Here is a 17,228-nt window from a genome sequence, read left to right on the forward strand (position 1 = left end):
AAGCCCACTTCTCAACGAGCTGGGCTTTTTCTTATCGTCATGTTTCATATTGGTTCATTTCTAAGACAACTGCACCACCATGAATCAGCTTACATAGTGCACCTTGCACCATAGTGGTCTCATATCAATTTAAGTCATTAAGAATCAATCGTTTAATTTATTTTTAACTTTGTAGATAGCTTGGCACTCTTCTTGTAGTTCTATAACTGGATAATAAAAAACAATTATGGAGTAACAACTATGAACAAGGTGTTCAAATTATCGTTAGCTGCACTATGTACTTCACTCTCTTTCTCTTCTGCAAGCGTGTTGGCTGCGGAAGATACGATTAAGGTGGGGGTTCTACACTCTTTGTCGGGCACTATGGCGATCAGTGAAACTACGCTAAAAGACACGGTTCTGATGCTAATAGATGAACAGAACAAGAAAGGTGGTCTACTGGGTAAAAAGCTTGAACCAGTTGTCGTTGACCCAGCATCAAACTGGCCGCTATTTGCTGAAAAAGCCCGTGAATTGATTGAAAAAGAGCAAGTCGATGTGGTGTTTGGTGGTTGGACATCGGTTTCTCGTAAATCCATGTTGCCAGTGTTTGAAGAGCTCAACAGTATTCTTTTTTACCCAGTTCAATATGAAGGTGAAGAGTCTTCGAAAAACGTTTTCTATACGGGTGCTGCGCCAAACCAACAAGCGATCCCAGCAGTGGATTACTTGATGGAGGAGCTTGAAGTGAAGCGCTGGGTACTTGCGGGGACAGATTACGTTTATCCGCGTACAACCAACAAGATCCTTGAAGCTTACCTAAAAGAGAAAGGTGTCGCGCAAGAAGACATCATGATCAATTACACACCGTTTGGTCACTCTGATTGGCAGTCTATTGTTTCTGATATTAAGAAGTTTGGCGATGCAGGTAAAAAGACAGCCGTAGTCTCAACGGTTAATGGCGATGCGAATGTTCCATTCTATAAAGAGTTGGGCGCACAAGGTATCTCATCTGAAGACATTCCTGTGATTGCCTTCTCGGTGGGTGAAGAAGAGCTATCGGGCATGGATACTGAGCCATTGGTTGGTCACCTTGCTGCTTGGAACTACTTCATGAGTGTCGATACCGAAGCCAACGAAGAGTTTGTCGAGACATGGCAAGCATTCATTAAGAACGAAAAACGCGTGACCAACGATCCAATGGAAGCGCACTACGTCGGCTTCAACATGTGGGCTCAAGCTGTGACCAATGCGGGCACAACCGATGCAGAAGCGGTGCAAGATGCATTGATTGGTGTTTCTGTTCCTAACTTATCAGGTGGTTACTCAACCATGCTACCTAACCACCATATCACCAAACCAGTATTGATCGGTGAGATCCAAGAAGACGGCCAGTTTGAAGTTGTGTGGGAAACTACCGGTCTTGTGGCTGGGGATGCGTGGTCAAGCTACTTACCGGAATCAGCCAAACTTTACTCTAGCTGGTCGAAGCCATTCTCATGTGGTGCTTTCAATGTAGAAACGAAGACGTGTTCAGGTAGCAATTAAGCACACCTAAATACGTGCGCTCTTGGCATTTCAGTCAACTTCGCCGAGGGCGCCTTCGTGAGTGCATCCAAATGTTGATGCGTCCAAATCAGGATGATTTTCCAAGCAGCAATAAGTATCCAAACAACAATAAGATTCCAAGGAACTATAAGAATAAGCTGCGTACGCGTGGCTTGAATAAAAACGTGCTTGGTGGGTTAAGGAACAATAAATGAAAAACGTATTAAACGTGTTTAAGGCACTGCTGCTTTTTGTAGTGAGTGCGCAGTTTGCGTGGGCCGATGTGTCCGACAGCGCAAGTTTTACCAAGGCGCTAATTGGTAAAAAAACGTCAGAGAAAGAGTCAGCTATTGAATGGATCATTGCTTCGCAACCGGAAGGCGTCGCACTACCACTCTTGAACAGTTGGCTTAACGGCACGCTCTACTATGTGAATGACAGAAAGAGCGACCACTACAAACAGCTGTATTTGATTGAAGGGATTAAAACAGCCACTCATGCACAATCTGCTTGGAGTGACGAGACTCTGGCGATTGAGTCGACTAAGCCATTTAAAAAGGTTCGCGTAAACAACAAACTGCGTGGAATCCTACGTATCGAAATCGCCTCAATGGGGCTTAATAGCGAAGATTCAGAGGTTCGCTATCAATCGGTCAACAACCTGCTTGGTACTAAAGATCGCGCCATCATAGAGCGCATCAGGCTAATGCAGCCTAGCGAAGAGAATGATCGTGTCGCTGATTTAATGACATTGCTATTGGCGGTACATATTTCTCAAGACAACCAAACCAATGCAGCGTCGCGTATCGAGGCTATCGAAACCTTAGGTGATTTTAAGCAATCTGTGGTGCTTAAAACGCTTAATACACTGCTTAGCAAAGAGAGTGAACCGGCAATCATTGATGCGGCTGAGCGCGCACTCGATCAATATCAGCAGAGCCAATCTTTCTACTCAGGCGTTGAAACTGTCTTCTTTGGTTTGAGTATGGGTTCAGTATTGGTACTAGCCGGTATTGGCTTAGCGATTACGTTTGGTGTCATGGGCGTGATTAATATGGCTCACGGCGAGCTGATCATGATAGGCGCTTACACTACCTATGTTCTGCAACTGTTGATGCCAAACCATATTGGTACTGCGTTGCTATTGTCGATTCCGGTTGCTTTCATCGTTTCTGGGTTAGTTGGCATTGTTATCGAACGCTCTGTTATTCGTCACCTTTACGGTCGTCCACTCGAAACGCTGCTTGCGACATTTGGTATCAGCTTGATCTTACAACAAGCGGTTCGCAGTATCTTCTCACCACTTAACCGCTCTGTGAGTACACCAGAATGGATGGCAGGTGCGCTTGAGCTCAACCCAATGTTGTCACTGACTTATAACCGACTCTATATCATTTTGTTCTGTGCTTTGGTGTTTATAGGACTGCTTATGGTTCTGAAGAAAACGCCACTTGGCTTGCAGGTACGTGCTGTATCTCAAAACCGTGCAATGGCTCGTGCAATGGGTATTCGATCTGAGCGTGTAGATGCTATGACCTTCGGTTTAGGTTCTGGTGTCGCAGGCGTTGCGGGTGTGGCTCTCTCTCAATTGACCAACGTTGGCCCGAACATGGGACAAGCCTACATCATCGACTCATTCATGGTAGTGGTGTTTGGCGGTGTTGGTAACCTATGGGGCACTTTAGTTGCAGGTTTGAGTCTGGGTCTGTTTAACAAGGTTTTAGAGCCTTGGGCAGGCGCGGTTCTCGCCAAGATCTTAGTTCTGGTTTTCATCATTCTATTTATTCAAAAACGACCACGCGGGCTATTCCCGCAGCGTGGGCGTGCGGCTGAAGGTTAAGGAGAACATTATGCAGTCGAAATCTTTTGTTCTCTCAGCCTTGAGAGGTGATAAGGGCGGTCAGTTGACGATCCTTATCTTACTGGCAGCGGTGGTTTTGGTGCCTATGGCCAATACGCTGCTGCCAAGTGGACACCCACTTCATGTTGAGACTTTCACTATCTCTTTGATGGGTAAGTATTTGAGCTATGCAATGCTAGCTTTAGCGCTGGATTTAGTCTGGGGTTACTTAGGTATTCTCAGCCTTGGGCACGGGGCATTCTTTGCGTTGGGTGGTTATGCGATGGGCATGTACCTGATGCGTCAGATCGGTGACCGTGGGGTTTATGGTGATCCTATCTTACCTGATTTTATGGTGTTCCTTGATTGGTCGGCGTTGCCATGGTTTTGGCAAGGTTTTGATCAGTTTTGGTTCGCTTGCTTGATGGTTCTTCTAGTGCCGGGCGCATTAGCCTACTTGTTCGGCTATCTGGCATTTCGTTCGCGCGTGTCTGGCGTTTATCTCTCTATCATGACGCAGGCGCTGACCTACGCGCTGATGCTGGCGTTTTTCCGCAATGAAATGGGCTTTGGCGGTAACAATGGCCTGACGGATTTTAAAGACATCATAGGTTACAGCCTGCAGAGCGACGCAACCAAAATCGGCCTATTTGTCTGCACGGGCTTGGCGTTGATTATCAGCTACATCGTTTGTCGTATGGTGGTCACCAGTCGCTTGGGTCGTGTTGCGCTGGCTATTCGCGATACTGAGTCACGCACTCGCTTCATGGGCTATGACGTTGATGGCATCAAGCTGTGGGTATTTGTGCTATCGGCGGTTATCGCGGGTATTGCAGGGGCATTGTACGTACCACAAGTTGGCATCATCAACCCAGGTGAATTTGCGCCGCTTAACTCGATTGAAGTGGTGGTGTGGGTTGCTTTGGGCGGTCGAGCGACTCTGTTTGGTGCGATTGTCGGTGCGCTCATTATCAATTATGCCAAGAGCTGGTTCACGGTCGAATTCCCAGAGGTGTGGCTATTCGCTTTAGGCGGTCTGTTTGTGCTATCGACCATGTACTTCCCACAAGGTGTAATTGGCTTTGTCAGCGATAAGTGGCAGCAACTGCGCAAGAAAACCAGCGCGTCGAAGCCTGACTCTTCCAATAGTGATTCATCGAACAATACGCCTTCTAACCCTAATTCAGACAATACGGGTAGCTCATCAATCAAGCCGAAGGAGGTGACAGCATGAGTACATTGAACTCTCTAAAGGACTCGGTGAGTGCACTGACACGTCGTGATCAAGTTTTTGATTATCTTAAGCCAGATGTGCACCCTGCGATTGATACGCGCCACAACATTTTGCTGTATGTGGAGGGGGTGAATAAAAGCTTCGACGGTTTCAAGGCGATCAATGACCTGAACCTGTATATCAAGGAAGGGGAACTGCGCTGCATCATAGGTCCAAATGGAGCGGGTAAAACCACCATGATGGATATCATCACTGGTAAAACCAAACCCGATACTGGAGAGGTATGGCTTGGCTCTAACATCAATCTTTTGAAGATGAATGAAGCCGAGATTGCCAACGCGGGCATTGGGCGCAAGTTCCAAAAGCCAACGGTGATTGAGTGCCTTACTGTGTGGCAAAACTTAGAGCTAGCTATGTCTGGTGTGCGCTCAGTATGGGGAACCTTCACCGCGGTGATGAACGGTGAACAGAAAGATAAGCTGATCTCTGTACTTGAACTGATTCACTTGCATGAAGAAGCGACCAACCTCGCTGGGAATCTATCTCATGGTCAGAAGCAGTGGCTGGAAATCGGCATGCTGCTGATGCAAAACCCTAAGTTGTTGCTGGTGGATGAGCCCGTGGCAGGCATGACTCATCAGGAGATGGACAGAACCTCAGAGCTACTTAACTCTCTTGCAGGTAAGCACTCAGTGGTGGTGGTTGAACATGACATGGATTTTGTGCGTTCGATTGCCAGCCACGTGACGGTACTTCACCAAGGACATGTTCTGGCGGAAGGCACCATGGATCAAGTGCAAGCACACCCACAAGTTAAACAGGTTTATCTGGGAGAGTAAGATGTTACAAGTGAAATCCGTTAATCAGTATTACGGTGAGAGCCACACCTTGTGGGATTTAGATATGCATATTCCAGAAGGCAAGTGCACCGTACTTATGGGGCGCAATGGCGTCGGTAAAACCACCTTGTTGCAGTGCATTATGGGATTGGTCAAAGTTGAAAGTGGCGACATCTCGCTCTCTGGAGAATCTCTGTTGAAAACCGATGCAGAAGAGCGTCCAAGACAGGGAATTGGTTATGTACCGCAGGGGCGTCAAATCTTCCCTATGCTCACGGTTCAAGAGAACCTAGAGGTTGGATTGCCTATCCGTGACAAAGGCGATCGCAAGATCCCAGAGTTTATCTTTGATCTATTTCCGGTATTGAAAGAGATGCTGCATCGTCGCGGAGGCGATCTGTCTGGTGGGCAACAGCAGCAGCTGGCGATCGGCAGAGCCTTGGTAGTCAATCCAAAGTTACTGATTCTGGATGAGCCGACCGAGGGGATCCAGCCGAATATTGTTCAGGAAATTGGCGACATTATCCGCATGCTTAACGAAAAAATGGGGCTAACAGTATTGCTGGTTGAGCAGAAGCTGCCGTTTGCTCGCAAGGTGGGAGACCGCTTTTGCATTCTTGACCGAGGCCGACAAGTAGCAGAAGGCGAAATGGAAGGTCTCGATGAAAAATTGATAAAGGAGTATCTCACGGTATGAGCGATGTACTTAACGCGATCTTGGAAGACGCGCAGCCACTTGGGATGGCAATTGCAGAGGATGTGAGAGACGGCTGGCAAGCCCATTTGAATCTTACCTTTGCAGACCGTGGAGACAAAACCGTACTCAAACATCGTTATCAGCTGGGGCCTCTTGCAGTGCAAAGACCTCTGTATCCTGATGGCAAAACCTGTCACAGCTACCTGCTGCATCCACCGGGTGGTGTTGTGGGTGGAGATAGCTTAAATATTGATATCTCAGTAGAAAGTGGCGCGCACACTCTGATCACAACACCGGGTGCCACCAAGTTTTATCGTTCTAACGCTAAGTACGCCAAGCAAAAACAGATGCTGCACGTCGCTAAAGATGCGCGCCTTGAGTGGATGCCACAAGAGAACATCTTTTTTCCCGATGCGCACGTCCGTTTAGACACTGAAATCTATCTTGAAAAAGGTGCACAGTTTTGGGGTTGGGAGATGCACTGTTTTGGTCGGCCTGCACAAAATGAGGGATTCGAGCAAGGACACCTGGTCGGGAAAACTGAAATCTACTTAGATAACAAGAAATTGCTTACCGAAGGTTTTAATTTTCATGGTGGCGATAAGTTAATGATAAATATGGGGTTATTAAACTACCCGATGATGGGTACCTTCTATATTACCGCGGATGAGCCACAAGATTTAGAGTTGGTACAGAGCTTGCTCTTATCTATTACACAGCAAGCTTCACTGCAACCTGTTCATTTTGGTTCATCGAGTAAGTCCTCATTAATTATGGGCGCGACACAAATTGAAGGGTTGATTGTGATCCGAGCTTTAGGTCATTGGAGTGAAGACATACTCCAAGCCTTTGGACAGATATGGCAAGCAACGCGCTCACACCTTTGTGGTTCCACTCCTGATTTACCAAGGATTTGGGCGACTTAGCGACCTGCCCATTTTTGTACCGAGGGTAGACTTCCAGCCCTCGGTACTTTTTTTCGCTTGCTGTGTGAAAAATTCACTTAGTTCAGAAGGAAAACGGGCTAAGTATCTAGACGATAAGTAGCTAGACGAACAGCGAGCAAATAAATGGAATTAACACCAAGAGAAAAAGACAAACTCCTCATCTTCTGCGCAGGTATGCTCGCGCAGCAGAGAAAAGACAAAGGCTTAAAACTTAACTACCCAGAGTCCATCGCACTGATCAGTAGCGCCATTCTCGAAGGTGCGAGAGAAGGAAAAACCGTCTCCGAGCTAATGGATTTTGGACGTACTCTTCTCACCGTCGATGATGTGATGGAAGGCATTCCCTCCATGATCCCCGACGTGCAAGTCGAGGCCACCTTTCCTGATGGCACCAAGTTGGTGACCGTTCACGAACCGATTGTGTAAGGAGAGTTCAATGGCCAGTTCCAACTCAAACTACAGCGGGTTTGTACCCGGAAAAATAGAGACAGCACCCGGCAGTATTACCTTGAATGAAGGGCGAGATACTGTCTCTGTGAAGGTCAACAACATTGGTGACCGTCCGGTTCAAATAGGCTCTCACTATCACTTCTATGAAGCGAACCCTTCTCTGATTTTCGAGCGAGAATTAACTAAGGGCTATCGCCTGAACATCCCTGCTGGCACTGCAACCCGTTTTGAACCGGGCCAGTCGCGTACTGTTGAGCTGGTGAGCTATGCAGGTGCAAGGGAAGTGTACGGCTTCCAAGGAAAAGTGATGGGTAAGCTTTAACGCTCAACACTACCCGAAGCAGATAACCGTCAAAGAGATAAAATAACAAAGGATTGATAATGGCGACGATATCCAGACAGGCTTATGCCGAGATGTTTGGGCCAACGGTCGGTGACCGAGTGCGTCTTGCAGATACCGATTTATGGCTAGAAGTAGAAAAGGACTACACCGTTTACGGTGACGAAGTGAAGTTTGGTGGCGGCAAAGTGATTCGTGATGGCATGGGACAGAGCCAGCGAGTGAGCGCAGAAACGCCAGATCTCGTGATCACCAATGCCGTCGTGCTCGATTATTGGGGCATCGTAAAAGCCGATGTTGCGATTAAAGATGGCCGCATTCAGGCGCTCGGTAAAGCGGGCAACCCAGACGTTCAGCCGGGCGTTGATATCGTGATTGGCCCGGGCACCGAAATCTTAGCCGGTGAGGGCGCAATCCTGACGGCTGGTGGCATTGATTCACACATTCACTTTATCTGCCCGCAGCAGATTGAAGAGGCGTTGGCGTCAGGCGTCACAACCATGATCGGTGGTGGTACTGGGCCAAATACAGGAACTAACGCCACCACCTGTACGCCGGGTCCGTGGAACATGCACCGTATGTTGGAAGCCTTGGACGAATACCCAATGAACTTTGGCTTACTCGGCAAGGGTAACGCCAGCCAACCAGAAGCATTACGTGAGCAAGTGGCTGCGGGTGCAGTGGGCTTAAAGCTGCACGAAGATTGGGGAACTACGCCCGCATCGATTGATACGTGTTTAAGTGTTGCTGATGAGATGGATGTACAAGTTGCGATTCATACTGACACCTTGAACGAATCAGGCTTTGTGGAATCGACACTCGGTGCAATTGGTGATCGCGTGATTCATACCTACCACACTGAAGGAGCAGGTGGCGGTCATGCGCCCGATATTATTCGTGCTGCAGGTGAACCAAATGTATTGCCGTCATCAACCAACCCAACAAGGCCTTATACCGTCAATACCGTTGATGAGCATTTAGATATGCTGATGGTGTGTCACCACCTTTCTCCGTCGATTGCTGAAGATGTCGCGTTTGCTGAGTCTCGTATCCGCCGTGAAACCATCGCTGCTGAGGACATTCTGCACGATCTCGGTGCGTTCTCGATGATTGCATCGGATTCACAAGCGATGGGACGAGTAGGTGAGGTGATCACTCGTACTTGGCAAACCGCGCACAAGATGAAAGTGCAGCGTGGCAGCCTAGAGGAGGATTCAGACTACAGCGATAACTTCCGTCTGCGTCGCTACATTGCAAAGTACACCATTAACCCTGCCATCACTCACGGCATGGCGCATGAAATTGGCTCAATTGAAGAAGGTAAGTTGGCCGACCTTGTGTTGTGGAAACCAGCCTTTTTTGGTGTGAAACCAAGTGTAATCTTGAAAGGCGGCATGATCGCGATGGCCCCGATGGGTGACCCTAATGCCTCTATCCCAACGCCACAGCCTGTGCACTACCGCTCTATGTTTGGTAGCTCGGGCAAGGCAAGTCAAAACACCTCGATGCTTTTTGTTTCTAAAGAAGCCAAGGCGCAAAACATTGATAAGCAGCTTGGGCTAAAGAGCCTGATTGGTGTGGTGAGTAACTGCCGAAATATCAGCAAAGCAGATATGAAGCTCAACGATTGGATGCCAAAGATCGAAGTCGATTCACAAACCTATCAAGTACGAGCTGATGGACAACTGCTTGAGTGTGAGCCGGTCAAAGAGCTGCCGATGGCACAGCGTTACTTTTTGTTTTAAAGAGAAGTTGTTTTAAAGAAAAGTTGTTTTAAACAAAAGCTGTTTTGAGAAGAGCTGCTGCAGAGAACAGCGGTTTCAGAGAAGAATGGTTTTACGAAAAATTATTTTAGAGAGCTCTTGATTTGAACACTCTTGTTTTAAGAGCTCGGATTTTAATTCTACGCCTTATTCAAGGTTATGAATCTCATATGGAGGTTGAGGTAATAACATGATTGAACTAACTCAAATTCAAGCAGAGCAGAGCACGACTCCCGATGGCTTTTTGAGCCTACCGATCGACAGTCGTATTAAAAGCCGTCTTAAAGTGACGCTCGATGATGGTCGTGACGCTGGTTTGTTTCTTCCTCGCGGACACATCCTACGTGGAGGCGAACAGCTCACCAGTGAGTGTGGTCTAACGGTCGAAGTTAAAGCAGCACCGGAAACCGTCTCTACGGTGTATTGCGATGATGCGCATCTGCTGACGCGCGTGGCTTATCACTTAGGTAACCGACATGTTCCCCTGCAAGTGGAAGCTGGCTGGGTTCGCTATCAGCACGACCATGTACTGGATGAAATGGTCGAGGGTTTAGGTGCAACAGTAACCACTGAAAAACAACCTTTTGAACCAGAAGGTGGGGCTTATGGTGGGCGCTCTGGCGGTCATCACCACCATCACTAACACATCTATTCCTAGATACAACAACGATTTAAATAACAATAAAGCAAGGATTTCGCGATGAACTTTAAACACGCTACAGGCTTAACGACACTAACAATCGCTTCGCTAACAACACCAACATTGGCTTTCGCTCACCCAGGCCATGATCACGGCTCTCACTCACTTGTCTCTGGTTTAACGCACCCTGTTACTGGCGTCGATCACCTGATCATGCTGGTGGCATTTGGTATGTTGATTGGTGCGCTCTCTTATTCCAACAAGATCAAATCTGCTCTAGTCGGTGGCGGTCTTGTCTCTCTGATGGCAGGACTATTAGTCGGTCAAGCAATGGGCTTCTCTGTCGTGATTGAGCCTGCGATTATCGCTTCTCTGTTTGTCGTAAGCCTATGTCTATGGCATGTGTTTTCACCTTCAACAACTAAGGTCAACAGCGTACTGGCTGTTTCAATTGGTTTCCTATTCTTCCATGGTTACGCCCACGGCGTTGAAGCTGCGTCTGGTCTTGCACAGTTCGCGGCAGGCATGGGCGTAAGTGCTTTAGGATTGATGGGCGTTGGCTATGTTGCAGGCAAGGCGCTGTATTCAAAATGGGCATCTCTGGGTGTGGCTTCGCTAAGCGCGCTGTTTTTAATGGCGGCCTAGATTGTCCGTAGGGAGATAAGCATGCAAGCAACAGCGAATGTCGCGAGCTATCGCCTATTTCAATTAATTAGCCCTTCATTGCCCATTGGTGGCTTCACCTATTCTCAGGGGCTGGAGTATGCCGTGGAAGCGGGTTGGGTGACCAACCGCGCTACGATGGAGCAGTGGCTGAACTATATGGCGAACTCAAGTGTCGCCACTCTAGAGCTGCCAATTATAGACCGACTCTATCTGGCACTAGAACAAGGCGAGCTCGATCAGATTGAGTACTGGTGTGATTTTTTGTACGCAAGCCGGGAAACCAGCGAGCTGCGCGCTGAGGAGAAACAGCGTGGGCTGGCGTTGTTTACTCTGCTAAAACGATTGGAGATTGATGTCTCTGTCATGGATTCAATCCAATCGCACCCAAATCAACTGTTGGGATTCTGCATAGCAGCAAGGCATTGGAAAATCAGTTTAGAGGATTTAAAGCAAGGCTATCTATGGAGTTGGTTAGAGAACTTGGTCACTGCTGGCGTGAAGCTAGTGCCACTTGGTCAAACCGATGGTCAGCTAGCACTACTGAATGTCACACAACGATTTCCTGAAGTGATCAATCAGGCGCGAAAAATTGAAGAGTGGATGATTGGCAGTTTCACGCCCTCGCTTTCGATTGCCAGCTCACTGCATGAAACACAATACACAAGACTATTTCGTTCATAGCGCAACGATGTAGTGAAAAGAATATAAGGAATAAGACTATGGAAAGTTATAAGCAACCGCTTCGAATCGGTATTGGCGGCCCAGTAGGCTCTGGTAAAACGGCACTGCTTGAGGTGCTGTGTAAGGCGATTCGTGACAAGCTCAATATCGCGGTCGTGACCAACGATATCTATACACAGGAAGATGCAAAAATCCTCACGCGAGCTGAAGCTTTAGAACCTGACCGTATCATCGGTGTGGAGACGGGCGGCTGCCCACACACTGCGATTCGTGAAGATGCGTCGATGAACCTTGCAGCCGTTGAAGAGCTGGCTAAGCTGCACAAAAATCTTGATGTGGTGTTTGTTGAGAGTGGTGGCGATAACCTGAGTGCGACGTTCAGTCCAGAGCTTGCTGATCTGACTATCTATGTAATTGATGTAGCAGAAGGGGAGAAGATCCCACGCAAAGGCGGCCCGGGTATTACTCGCTCGGATCTGCTGGTGATCAACAAGATTGATTTGGCACCCTATGTTGGCGCGTCGCTAGAAGTGATGGAGCAAGACACGCAACGTATGCGTCCAACCAAACCGTTTGTGTTTACCAATCTTAAAGAGAGTAAAGGGTTAGACACCATTATCGATTTCATTGTGACCGAAGGAATGCTTACGCTTAAAGAGCCCGAGAAAACAAGTTAGTCATTCGCAGCTTCTGATAACTCCCCCCCCCATAAGCAAAGCCCTATCAAATCTGATAGGGCTTTCTAATTGAGTGCGGCTAAGTTGATTATGCTTTTGCAATCTTTTGGGTGACTTGAGATTCAATCACGCCATCTTCAACTTGCGTTTTTATCACTTCGCCAACATTCACATCTTCAATCGAAGAGACTGTCTGTTTAGAAGCTGAATGAGTGATGCTGTAGCCACGCTTAAGTGTCGCGAGTGGACTTACTGTTTCCAGCTTCTCAGCGGCCATAGCCAGCTGGTGGCGAGTGGTTAGCAGTGTTTTATCCATCGCATCCAATAGCTTTTGCTCAGAGCGTTGCAGGTGCAGCTTTTGTTCACCCAAGTGTTTCACCGGCGAGTGGAGTTGCAACTGGTGGTGTTTACGCTCGATACGTTGTTGGTGCTGTTTTAAGTATTGAGTTATACCACGACGCAAACGCATATCGAGATCATCAAGTTGCTGACTCTGCTTTTGTAGCTGGTAGCTTGGATGCTGCTTCTCTAAGCGGAATTTGAGTGCATGTGTCGTTTGTGCATATTTCATCAATGAGTGACGAATCGCACTGATCAAACGCGCACGCTTGGCAGAAAAAGCTTGCTCTTTGTGGCTGTTGTCACGGCTAACCAGTTCAGCCGCCGCTGATGGAGTTGGCGCGCGCATATCAGCAACAAAGTCAGCAATCGTCACATCTATTTCGTGACCGACAGCGCTGATGATCGGGATTTGGCTTGCCGCAATGGTGCGCGCAACGATTTCGTTGTTAAAGCACCAAAGGTCTTCCAGCGAACCACCACCACGGCCAACAATCAATACATCACATTCGTTGCGCTCATTGGCACGCCCAATCGCTTGAGCAATCTGAATCGCTGCTTCTTCACCTTGAACCATGGTTGGGTAAACAACAACAGGCAAAGATGGATCACGACGCTTAAGTACGTCCAAGATATCGTAGAGAGCGGCACCCGTTTTCGAAGTGATGACACCAACACGCTTAGGATGCTCAGGCAGTGGCTGCTTATTGGATTGAGCGAATAGGCCTTCTGCAGCAAGGTTCATCTTGAGTTTTTCAAACTCTTGTTGAAGTCGACCATCCCCCTCAGGCTGCATGCTTTCAATGATCAGCTGATAGTCACCACGCGGCTCATAAAGAGAGAGGCGAGCTTTAACCAGCACTTGATTGCCGTTCTGAGGTTTAAATGTCACTCGACGGTTGTTGCCACGAAACATGGCACACTTTACCTGAGCGCGAGAATCTTTAAGAGTGAGATACCAGTGACCTGAGACAGGTGCTGAGAAATTGGAGATCTCGCCGACGAGCCAGACAATACCCATTTCATTTTCAAGAAGAAGTCGAACCTCCGCATTGAGGCGAGAAACAGTAAAGATGTTTGGATTGGTCATAGAGGCGCTATCTTTGTCGGACGGTCTTATGTCGTATCTCACAGGGCGTGAGTATGGAAGATAGCGGCAATATAATACATATCAAGGGGGTAAATGCAAATAAAAAATATAAAAATGTGTAGCCAAGCGATTTCCCCGTGCGTATAATCCCTCCGCAATATCTAATCCTAAGAGCTTCATTATGCGAAACGATGAAGCGGGATTTTTCTTTCTACCCCTCAATTGTGAGATATTGCAAATGCTAAGAATTGCCAAAGAAGCGCTGACATTCGATGACGTACTACTTGTGCCAGCACACTCCACTGTTCTCCCAAACACAGCTGATCTTCGCACTCAGTTGACTAAAAACATTTCACTGAACATCCCTATGATTTCTGCGTCGATGGATACCGTGACGGAAGCTCGTCTGGCTATCGCACTCGCGCAAGAAGGTGGCATTGGCTTTATCCACAAGAACATGTCTATCGAGAAACAAGCTGAGATGGTTCGTCAGGTTAAAATCTACGAAGCAGGTGTGGTTTCTCACCCTGTAACAGTAAGCCCTGATGCAACAATCGCTGACGTTGTCGCTCTAACTGAGAAGCACGGCTTTGCTGGTTTCCCAGTGGTTACTGAAACAAATGAACTGGTTGGTATCATTACTGGTCGTGATGTTCGCTTCGTAACAGACTTGTCTAAGAAAGTAGACGTAGTGATGACGCCTAAGTCGCGTCTAGCTTCAGTTAAAGAAGGTGCAACACGTGAAGAAGTGCAAGAAAAAATGCACGAAGCACGCGTTGAGAAAGTGCTGGTAGTGAACGATGAGTTCCAACTAACCGGTATGATCACAGCAAAAGATTTCCATAAAGCAGAACGTAAGCCTAACGCATGTAAAGATGAGCGCGGCAGTCTACGTGTTGGTGCCGCTGTCGGCGCTGGCGCTGGTAACGAAGAGCGCGTTGCTGCTCTTGTTGAAGCTGGTGTAGATGTTCTACTTATCGACTCTTCACACGGTCACTCTGAAGGTGTCCTAAACCGTATCCGCGAAACTCGCGCAGCTTACCCAGATCTAGAGATCATTGGTGGTAACGTTGCAACGGGTGCAGGTGCTCGTGCACTTATCGAAGCTGGCGTAAGCGCAGTTAAAGTAGGTATCGGCCCTGGTTCTATCTGTACAACTCGTATCGTTACTGGTGTTGGTGTTCCTCAAGTAACAGCAATCGCAGACGCAGCAGAAGTGGCTAACGAATACGGCATCCCAGTTATCGCTGATGGCGGTATCCGTTTCTCTGGTGACATCTGTAAAGCAATCGTAGCTGGCGCATCTTGTGTGATGGTGGGTTCTATGTTTGCTGGTACTGAAGAAGCACCGGGCGAGGTTATCCTTTACAACGGTCGTTCTTACAAGTCTTACCGTGGTATGGGTTCTCTTGGCGCAATGTCTCAAGGTTCTTCTGACCGTTACTTCCAGTCTGACAACGCAGCAGACAAACTGGTACCAGAAGGTATCGAAGGTCGTATCGCATACAAAGGTCGCCTAAAAGAGATCGTTCACCAACAAATGGGTGGTCTTCGCTCAAGCATGGGCCTAACTGGTTCAGCAACTATCGAAGATATGCGTACTAAAGCAGAGTTTGTTCGTATCTCTGGTGCAGGCATGAAAGAGTCTCACGTACACGACGTTCAAATTACTAAAGAAGCGCCTAACTACCGTCTAGGTTAATCGACTTCTTTAAACGTTTTATAGTGTGCCCATTAGAGGCACACTGTTTTATCTAGCTCTGTTTTTTCTCTATCTATATAGTGATTAAACATTGAGTAAGAGAAAATTGACGAAAACGTTTGCTTTATTTCTTGAAGAGTTAATGAGAGGTGAGTAAACTCGCCTCCGTTTCATCACATAGCCAATAAGACTGCTTACAATGACTAAAAATATTCATGACCAACGTATTCTAATTCTAGATTTCGGCTCTCAATACACGCAGCTAGTTGCTCGTCGTATTCGTGAAATCGGTGTTTACTGTGAACTTTGGAGCTGGGACGTAGAAGAAGCGGATATTCGTGAATTCAACCCAGACGGCATCATCCTTTCTGGTGGCCCTGAAAGTGTAACGGAAGAGAATTCTCCACGTGCACCTCAGTACGTATTTGATTCAGGTGTTCCTGTATTCGGTATCTGCTACGGCATGCAAACGATGGCTGAGCAACTTGGCGGTAAAGTAGCAACGTCTACTGAGCGTGAGTTCGGCTACGCAGCAGTACAAGTAACGGGTGAATCTGCACTGTTTGCTGATCTAGAAGCATCTCAAGATGTTTGGATGAGCCACGGTGACAAAGTAGTAGAAATCCCAGCTGACTTCGTTAAAACAGGTGAAACAGACACTTGTCCTTACGCAGCAATGGCGAACGAAGAGAAGAAATACTACGGCGTTCAATTCCACCCAGAAGTAACGCACACTAAGAACGGCATGAAAATGCTAGAAAACTTCGTTCTTAATGTATGTGGTTGTGAAGGCCTTTGGACTTCTGCTTCAATCATTGAAGATGCAGTTGCACGTATTAAAGAGCAAGTAGGTGACGACGAAGTTATCCTTGGTCTATCTGGTGGTGTTGATTCATCGGTAGTTGCGATGCTTGCTCACCGTGCAATCGGCGACAAACTAACGTGCGTATTCGTAGATAACGGCCTACTTCGTCTCAACGAAGCTGAGCAAGTTATGGATATGTTCGGCAACAAGTTTGGTCTAAACATCATCCACGTTAACGCTGAAGACCGTTTCCTAGAAGCACTTAAAGGTGAGAACGATCCTGAAGCTAAGCGTAAGATCATCGGTCACGTATTCGTAGATATCTTCGACGAAGAGTCTAAGAAACTGAAAAATGCTAAGTGGCTAGCTCAGGGTACTATCTACCCAGACGTAATTGAGTCTGCGGCATCTAAGACGGGTAAAGCGCACGTCATCAAGTCTCACCACAACGTTGGTGGTCTTCCAGACGATATGGAAATGGGCCTTGTTGAGCCTCTACGTGAGCTGTTTAAAGATGAAGTACGTAAGATCGGTCTAGAGCTTGGTCTTCCATACAACATGCTTTACCGCCACCCATTCCCGGGTCCAGGTCTAGGTGTTCGTGTTCTTGGCGAAATCAAGAAAGAGTACTGTGATTTGCTACGTCGCGCTGATGCGATCTTCATTGAAGAGCTTCACGCTGCTGACCTTTACCACAAAGTATCTCAAGCGTTCACGGTATTCCTACCAGTTCGCTCTGTTGGTGTAATGGGCGATGGCCGTAAGTACGATTGGGTTGTGTCTCTACGTGCTGTAGAAACAATCGACTTCATGACTGCTCACTGGGCACACCTGCCATACGACTTCCTAGGTAAGGTTTCTAACCGTATTATCAACGAAGTTGACGGCATTTCACGTGTTGTTTACGACATCTCTGGTAAGCCACCAGCAACAATCGAGTGGGAATAATCTCTCTCTGTTGATGTAATCGAGACAAATTTGTCTTAGATTC

The 17,228-nt window shown here is 47.5% G+C and carries 16 protein-coding genes; 15 read left to right on the forward strand and 1 reads right to left on the reverse strand.

The window, feature by feature from the left end; translation table 11 throughout:
• Positions 1-240: 240 nt before the first annotated feature.
• The 13 genes from urtA (at position 241) to ureG (ending at position 12,301) form a co-directional block, all read left to right on the forward strand.
• Positions 241-1,527 carry an urea ABC transporter substrate-binding protein gene (gene urtA, locus vsple_RS03015; protein WP_261882626.1) on the forward strand — a complete coding sequence of 429 codons (1,287 nt, stop codon included), beginning with the start codon at positions 241-243 and terminating at the stop codon, positions 1,525-1,527.
• A gap of 211 nt (positions 1,528-1,738) precedes the next feature.
• Entirely contained in the window at positions 1,739-3,367 is a 1,629-nt protein-coding gene (gene urtB / locus vsple_RS03020) for an urea ABC transporter permease subunit UrtB (protein ID WP_261882627.1), read from the forward strand.
• A gap of 10 nt (positions 3,368-3,377) precedes the next feature.
• The gene (urtC, locus tag vsple_RS03025; protein ID WP_261882628.1) at positions 3,378-4,601 is read left to right on the forward strand and encodes an urea ABC transporter permease subunit UrtC; all 1,224 of its coding nucleotides are present in this window, start codon (positions 3,378-3,380) and stop codon (positions 4,599-4,601) included.
• A complete protein-coding gene (gene urtD, locus vsple_RS03030; protein ID WP_261882629.1) occupies positions 4,598-5,440 on the forward strand; it encodes an urea ABC transporter ATP-binding protein UrtD in 843 nt (280 codons plus the stop codon). Before urtC ends, urtD begins: the two co-directional genes overlap by 4 nt.
• A 1-nt stretch (position 5,441) precedes the next feature.
• Positions 5,442-6,137, forward strand: a complete 696-nt coding sequence (urtE, locus tag vsple_RS03035; protein WP_261882630.1) for an urea ABC transporter ATP-binding subunit UrtE — start codon at positions 5,442-5,444, stop codon at positions 6,135-6,137.
• Positions 6,134-7,063: an urease accessory protein UreD gene (locus tag vsple_RS03040; RefSeq protein ID WP_261882631.1), complete on the forward strand. Its 930-nt coding sequence runs from the start codon at positions 6,134-6,136 to the stop codon at positions 7,061-7,063. The genes urtE and vsple_RS03040 overlap by 4 nt, the downstream gene beginning before the upstream one ends.
• 144 nt (positions 7,064-7,207) lie before the next feature.
• A complete protein-coding gene (gene ureA, locus vsple_RS03045) occupies positions 7,208-7,510 on the forward strand; it encodes an urease subunit gamma (RefSeq protein WP_032551330.1) in 303 nt (100 codons plus the stop codon).
• 10 nt (positions 7,511-7,520) lie between these two features.
• Positions 7,521-7,856 carry an urease subunit beta gene (locus tag vsple_RS03050; protein WP_261882632.1) on the forward strand — a complete coding sequence of 112 codons (336 nt, stop codon included), beginning with the start codon at positions 7,521-7,523 and terminating at the stop codon, positions 7,854-7,856.
• Between the two features lie 59 nt (positions 7,857-7,915).
• Positions 7,916-9,619 (forward strand): urease subunit alpha, encoded by a 1,704-nt coding sequence (gene ureC, locus vsple_RS03055; protein WP_261882633.1) that lies wholly within the window; start codon positions 7,916-7,918, stop codon positions 9,617-9,619.
• Positions 9,620-9,827: 208 nt separating this feature from the next.
• Positions 9,828-10,280 carry an urease accessory protein UreE gene (ureE, locus tag vsple_RS03060; protein ID WP_255231361.1) on the forward strand — a complete coding sequence of 151 codons (453 nt, stop codon included), beginning with the start codon at positions 9,828-9,830 and terminating at the stop codon, positions 10,278-10,280.
• A gap of 57 nt (positions 10,281-10,337) precedes the next feature.
• Positions 10,338-10,922 carry a HupE/UreJ family protein gene (locus tag vsple_RS03065; RefSeq protein WP_261882634.1) on the forward strand — a complete coding sequence of 195 codons (585 nt, stop codon included), beginning with the start codon at positions 10,338-10,340 and terminating at the stop codon, positions 10,920-10,922.
• Between the two features lie 21 nt (positions 10,923-10,943).
• Positions 10,944-11,624: an urease accessory protein UreF gene (locus tag vsple_RS03070; RefSeq protein ID WP_261882635.1), complete on the forward strand. Its 681-nt coding sequence runs from the start codon at positions 10,944-10,946 to the stop codon at positions 11,622-11,624.
• Between the two features lie 38 nt (positions 11,625-11,662).
• Positions 11,663-12,301 (forward strand): urease accessory protein UreG, encoded by a 639-nt coding sequence (gene ureG, locus vsple_RS03075; protein WP_008222792.1) that lies wholly within the window; start codon positions 11,663-11,665, stop codon positions 12,299-12,301.
• Positions 12,302-12,389: 88 nt separating this feature from the next.
• Here ureG and xseA read toward each other — a convergent pair whose 3' ends face one another.
• Positions 12,390-13,730, reverse strand: coding sequence for an exodeoxyribonuclease VII large subunit (xseA, locus tag vsple_RS03080; protein ID WP_261882636.1), 1,341 nt, complete (start codon positions 13,728-13,730; stop codon positions 12,390-12,392).
• A 238-nt stretch (positions 13,731-13,968) separates the two neighbouring features.
• Between xseA and guaB the strand changes: the two genes are divergently transcribed.
• Positions 13,969-15,432 carry an IMP dehydrogenase gene (guaB, locus tag vsple_RS03085; RefSeq protein WP_261882637.1) on the forward strand — a complete coding sequence of 488 codons (1,464 nt, stop codon included), beginning with the start codon at positions 13,969-13,971 and terminating at the stop codon, positions 15,430-15,432.
• Between the two features lie 199 nt (positions 15,433-15,631).
• Positions 15,632-17,185 (forward strand): glutamine-hydrolyzing GMP synthase, encoded by a 1,554-nt coding sequence (gene guaA, locus vsple_RS03090; RefSeq protein WP_032551338.1) that lies wholly within the window; start codon positions 15,632-15,634, stop codon positions 17,183-17,185.
• Positions 17,186-17,228: the final 43 nt, after the last annotated feature.

The sequence above is a fragment of the Vibrio pelagius genome (assembly GCF_024347575.1).
Taxonomy (GTDB): domain Bacteria; phylum Pseudomonadota; class Gammaproteobacteria; order Enterobacterales; family Vibrionaceae; genus Vibrio; species Vibrio pelagius.

Coding starts and splice junctions, on each gene's coding strand:
- vsple_RS03065 (WP_261882634.1), top strand. CDS start 10,338: ATGAACTTTAAACACGCTACAGGCTTAACGACACTAACAATCGCTTCG.
- guaA (WP_032551338.1), top strand. CDS start 15,632: ATGACTAAAAATATTCATGACCAACGTATTCTAATTCTAGATTTCGGC.
- vsple_RS03070 (WP_261882635.1), top strand. CDS start 10,944: ATGCAAGCAACAGCGAATGTCGCGAGCTATCGCCTATTTCAATTAATT.
- urtC (WP_261882628.1), top strand. CDS start 3,378: ATGCAGTCGAAATCTTTTGTTCTCTCAGCCTTGAGAGGTGATAAGGGC.
- guaB (WP_261882637.1), top strand. CDS start 13,969: ATGCTAAGAATTGCCAAAGAAGCGCTGACATTCGATGACGTACTACTT.
- urtE (WP_261882630.1), top strand. CDS start 5,442: ATGTTACAAGTGAAATCCGTTAATCAGTATTACGGTGAGAGCCACACC.
- vsple_RS03040 (WP_261882631.1), top strand. CDS start 6,134: ATGAGCGATGTACTTAACGCGATCTTGGAAGACGCGCAGCCACTTGGG.
- xseA (WP_261882636.1), bottom strand. CDS start 13,730: ATGACCAATCCAAACATCTTTACTGTTTCTCGCCTCAATGCGGAGGTT.
- vsple_RS03050 (WP_261882632.1), top strand. CDS start 7,521: ATGGCCAGTTCCAACTCAAACTACAGCGGGTTTGTACCCGGAAAAATA.
- urtD (WP_261882629.1), top strand. CDS start 4,598: ATGAGTACATTGAACTCTCTAAAGGACTCGGTGAGTGCACTGACACGT.
- ureC (WP_261882633.1), top strand. CDS start 7,916: ATGGCGACGATATCCAGACAGGCTTATGCCGAGATGTTTGGGCCAACG.
- urtB (WP_261882627.1), top strand. CDS start 1,739: ATGAAAAACGTATTAAACGTGTTTAAGGCACTGCTGCTTTTTGTAGTG.
- ureA (WP_032551330.1), top strand. CDS start 7,208: ATGGAATTAACACCAAGAGAAAAAGACAAACTCCTCATCTTCTGCGCA.
- urtA (WP_261882626.1), top strand. CDS start 241: ATGAACAAGGTGTTCAAATTATCGTTAGCTGCACTATGTACTTCACTC.
- ureG (WP_008222792.1), top strand. CDS start 11,663: ATGGAAAGTTATAAGCAACCGCTTCGAATCGGTATTGGCGGCCCAGTA.
- ureE (WP_255231361.1), top strand. CDS start 9,828: ATGATTGAACTAACTCAAATTCAAGCAGAGCAGAGCACGACTCCCGAT.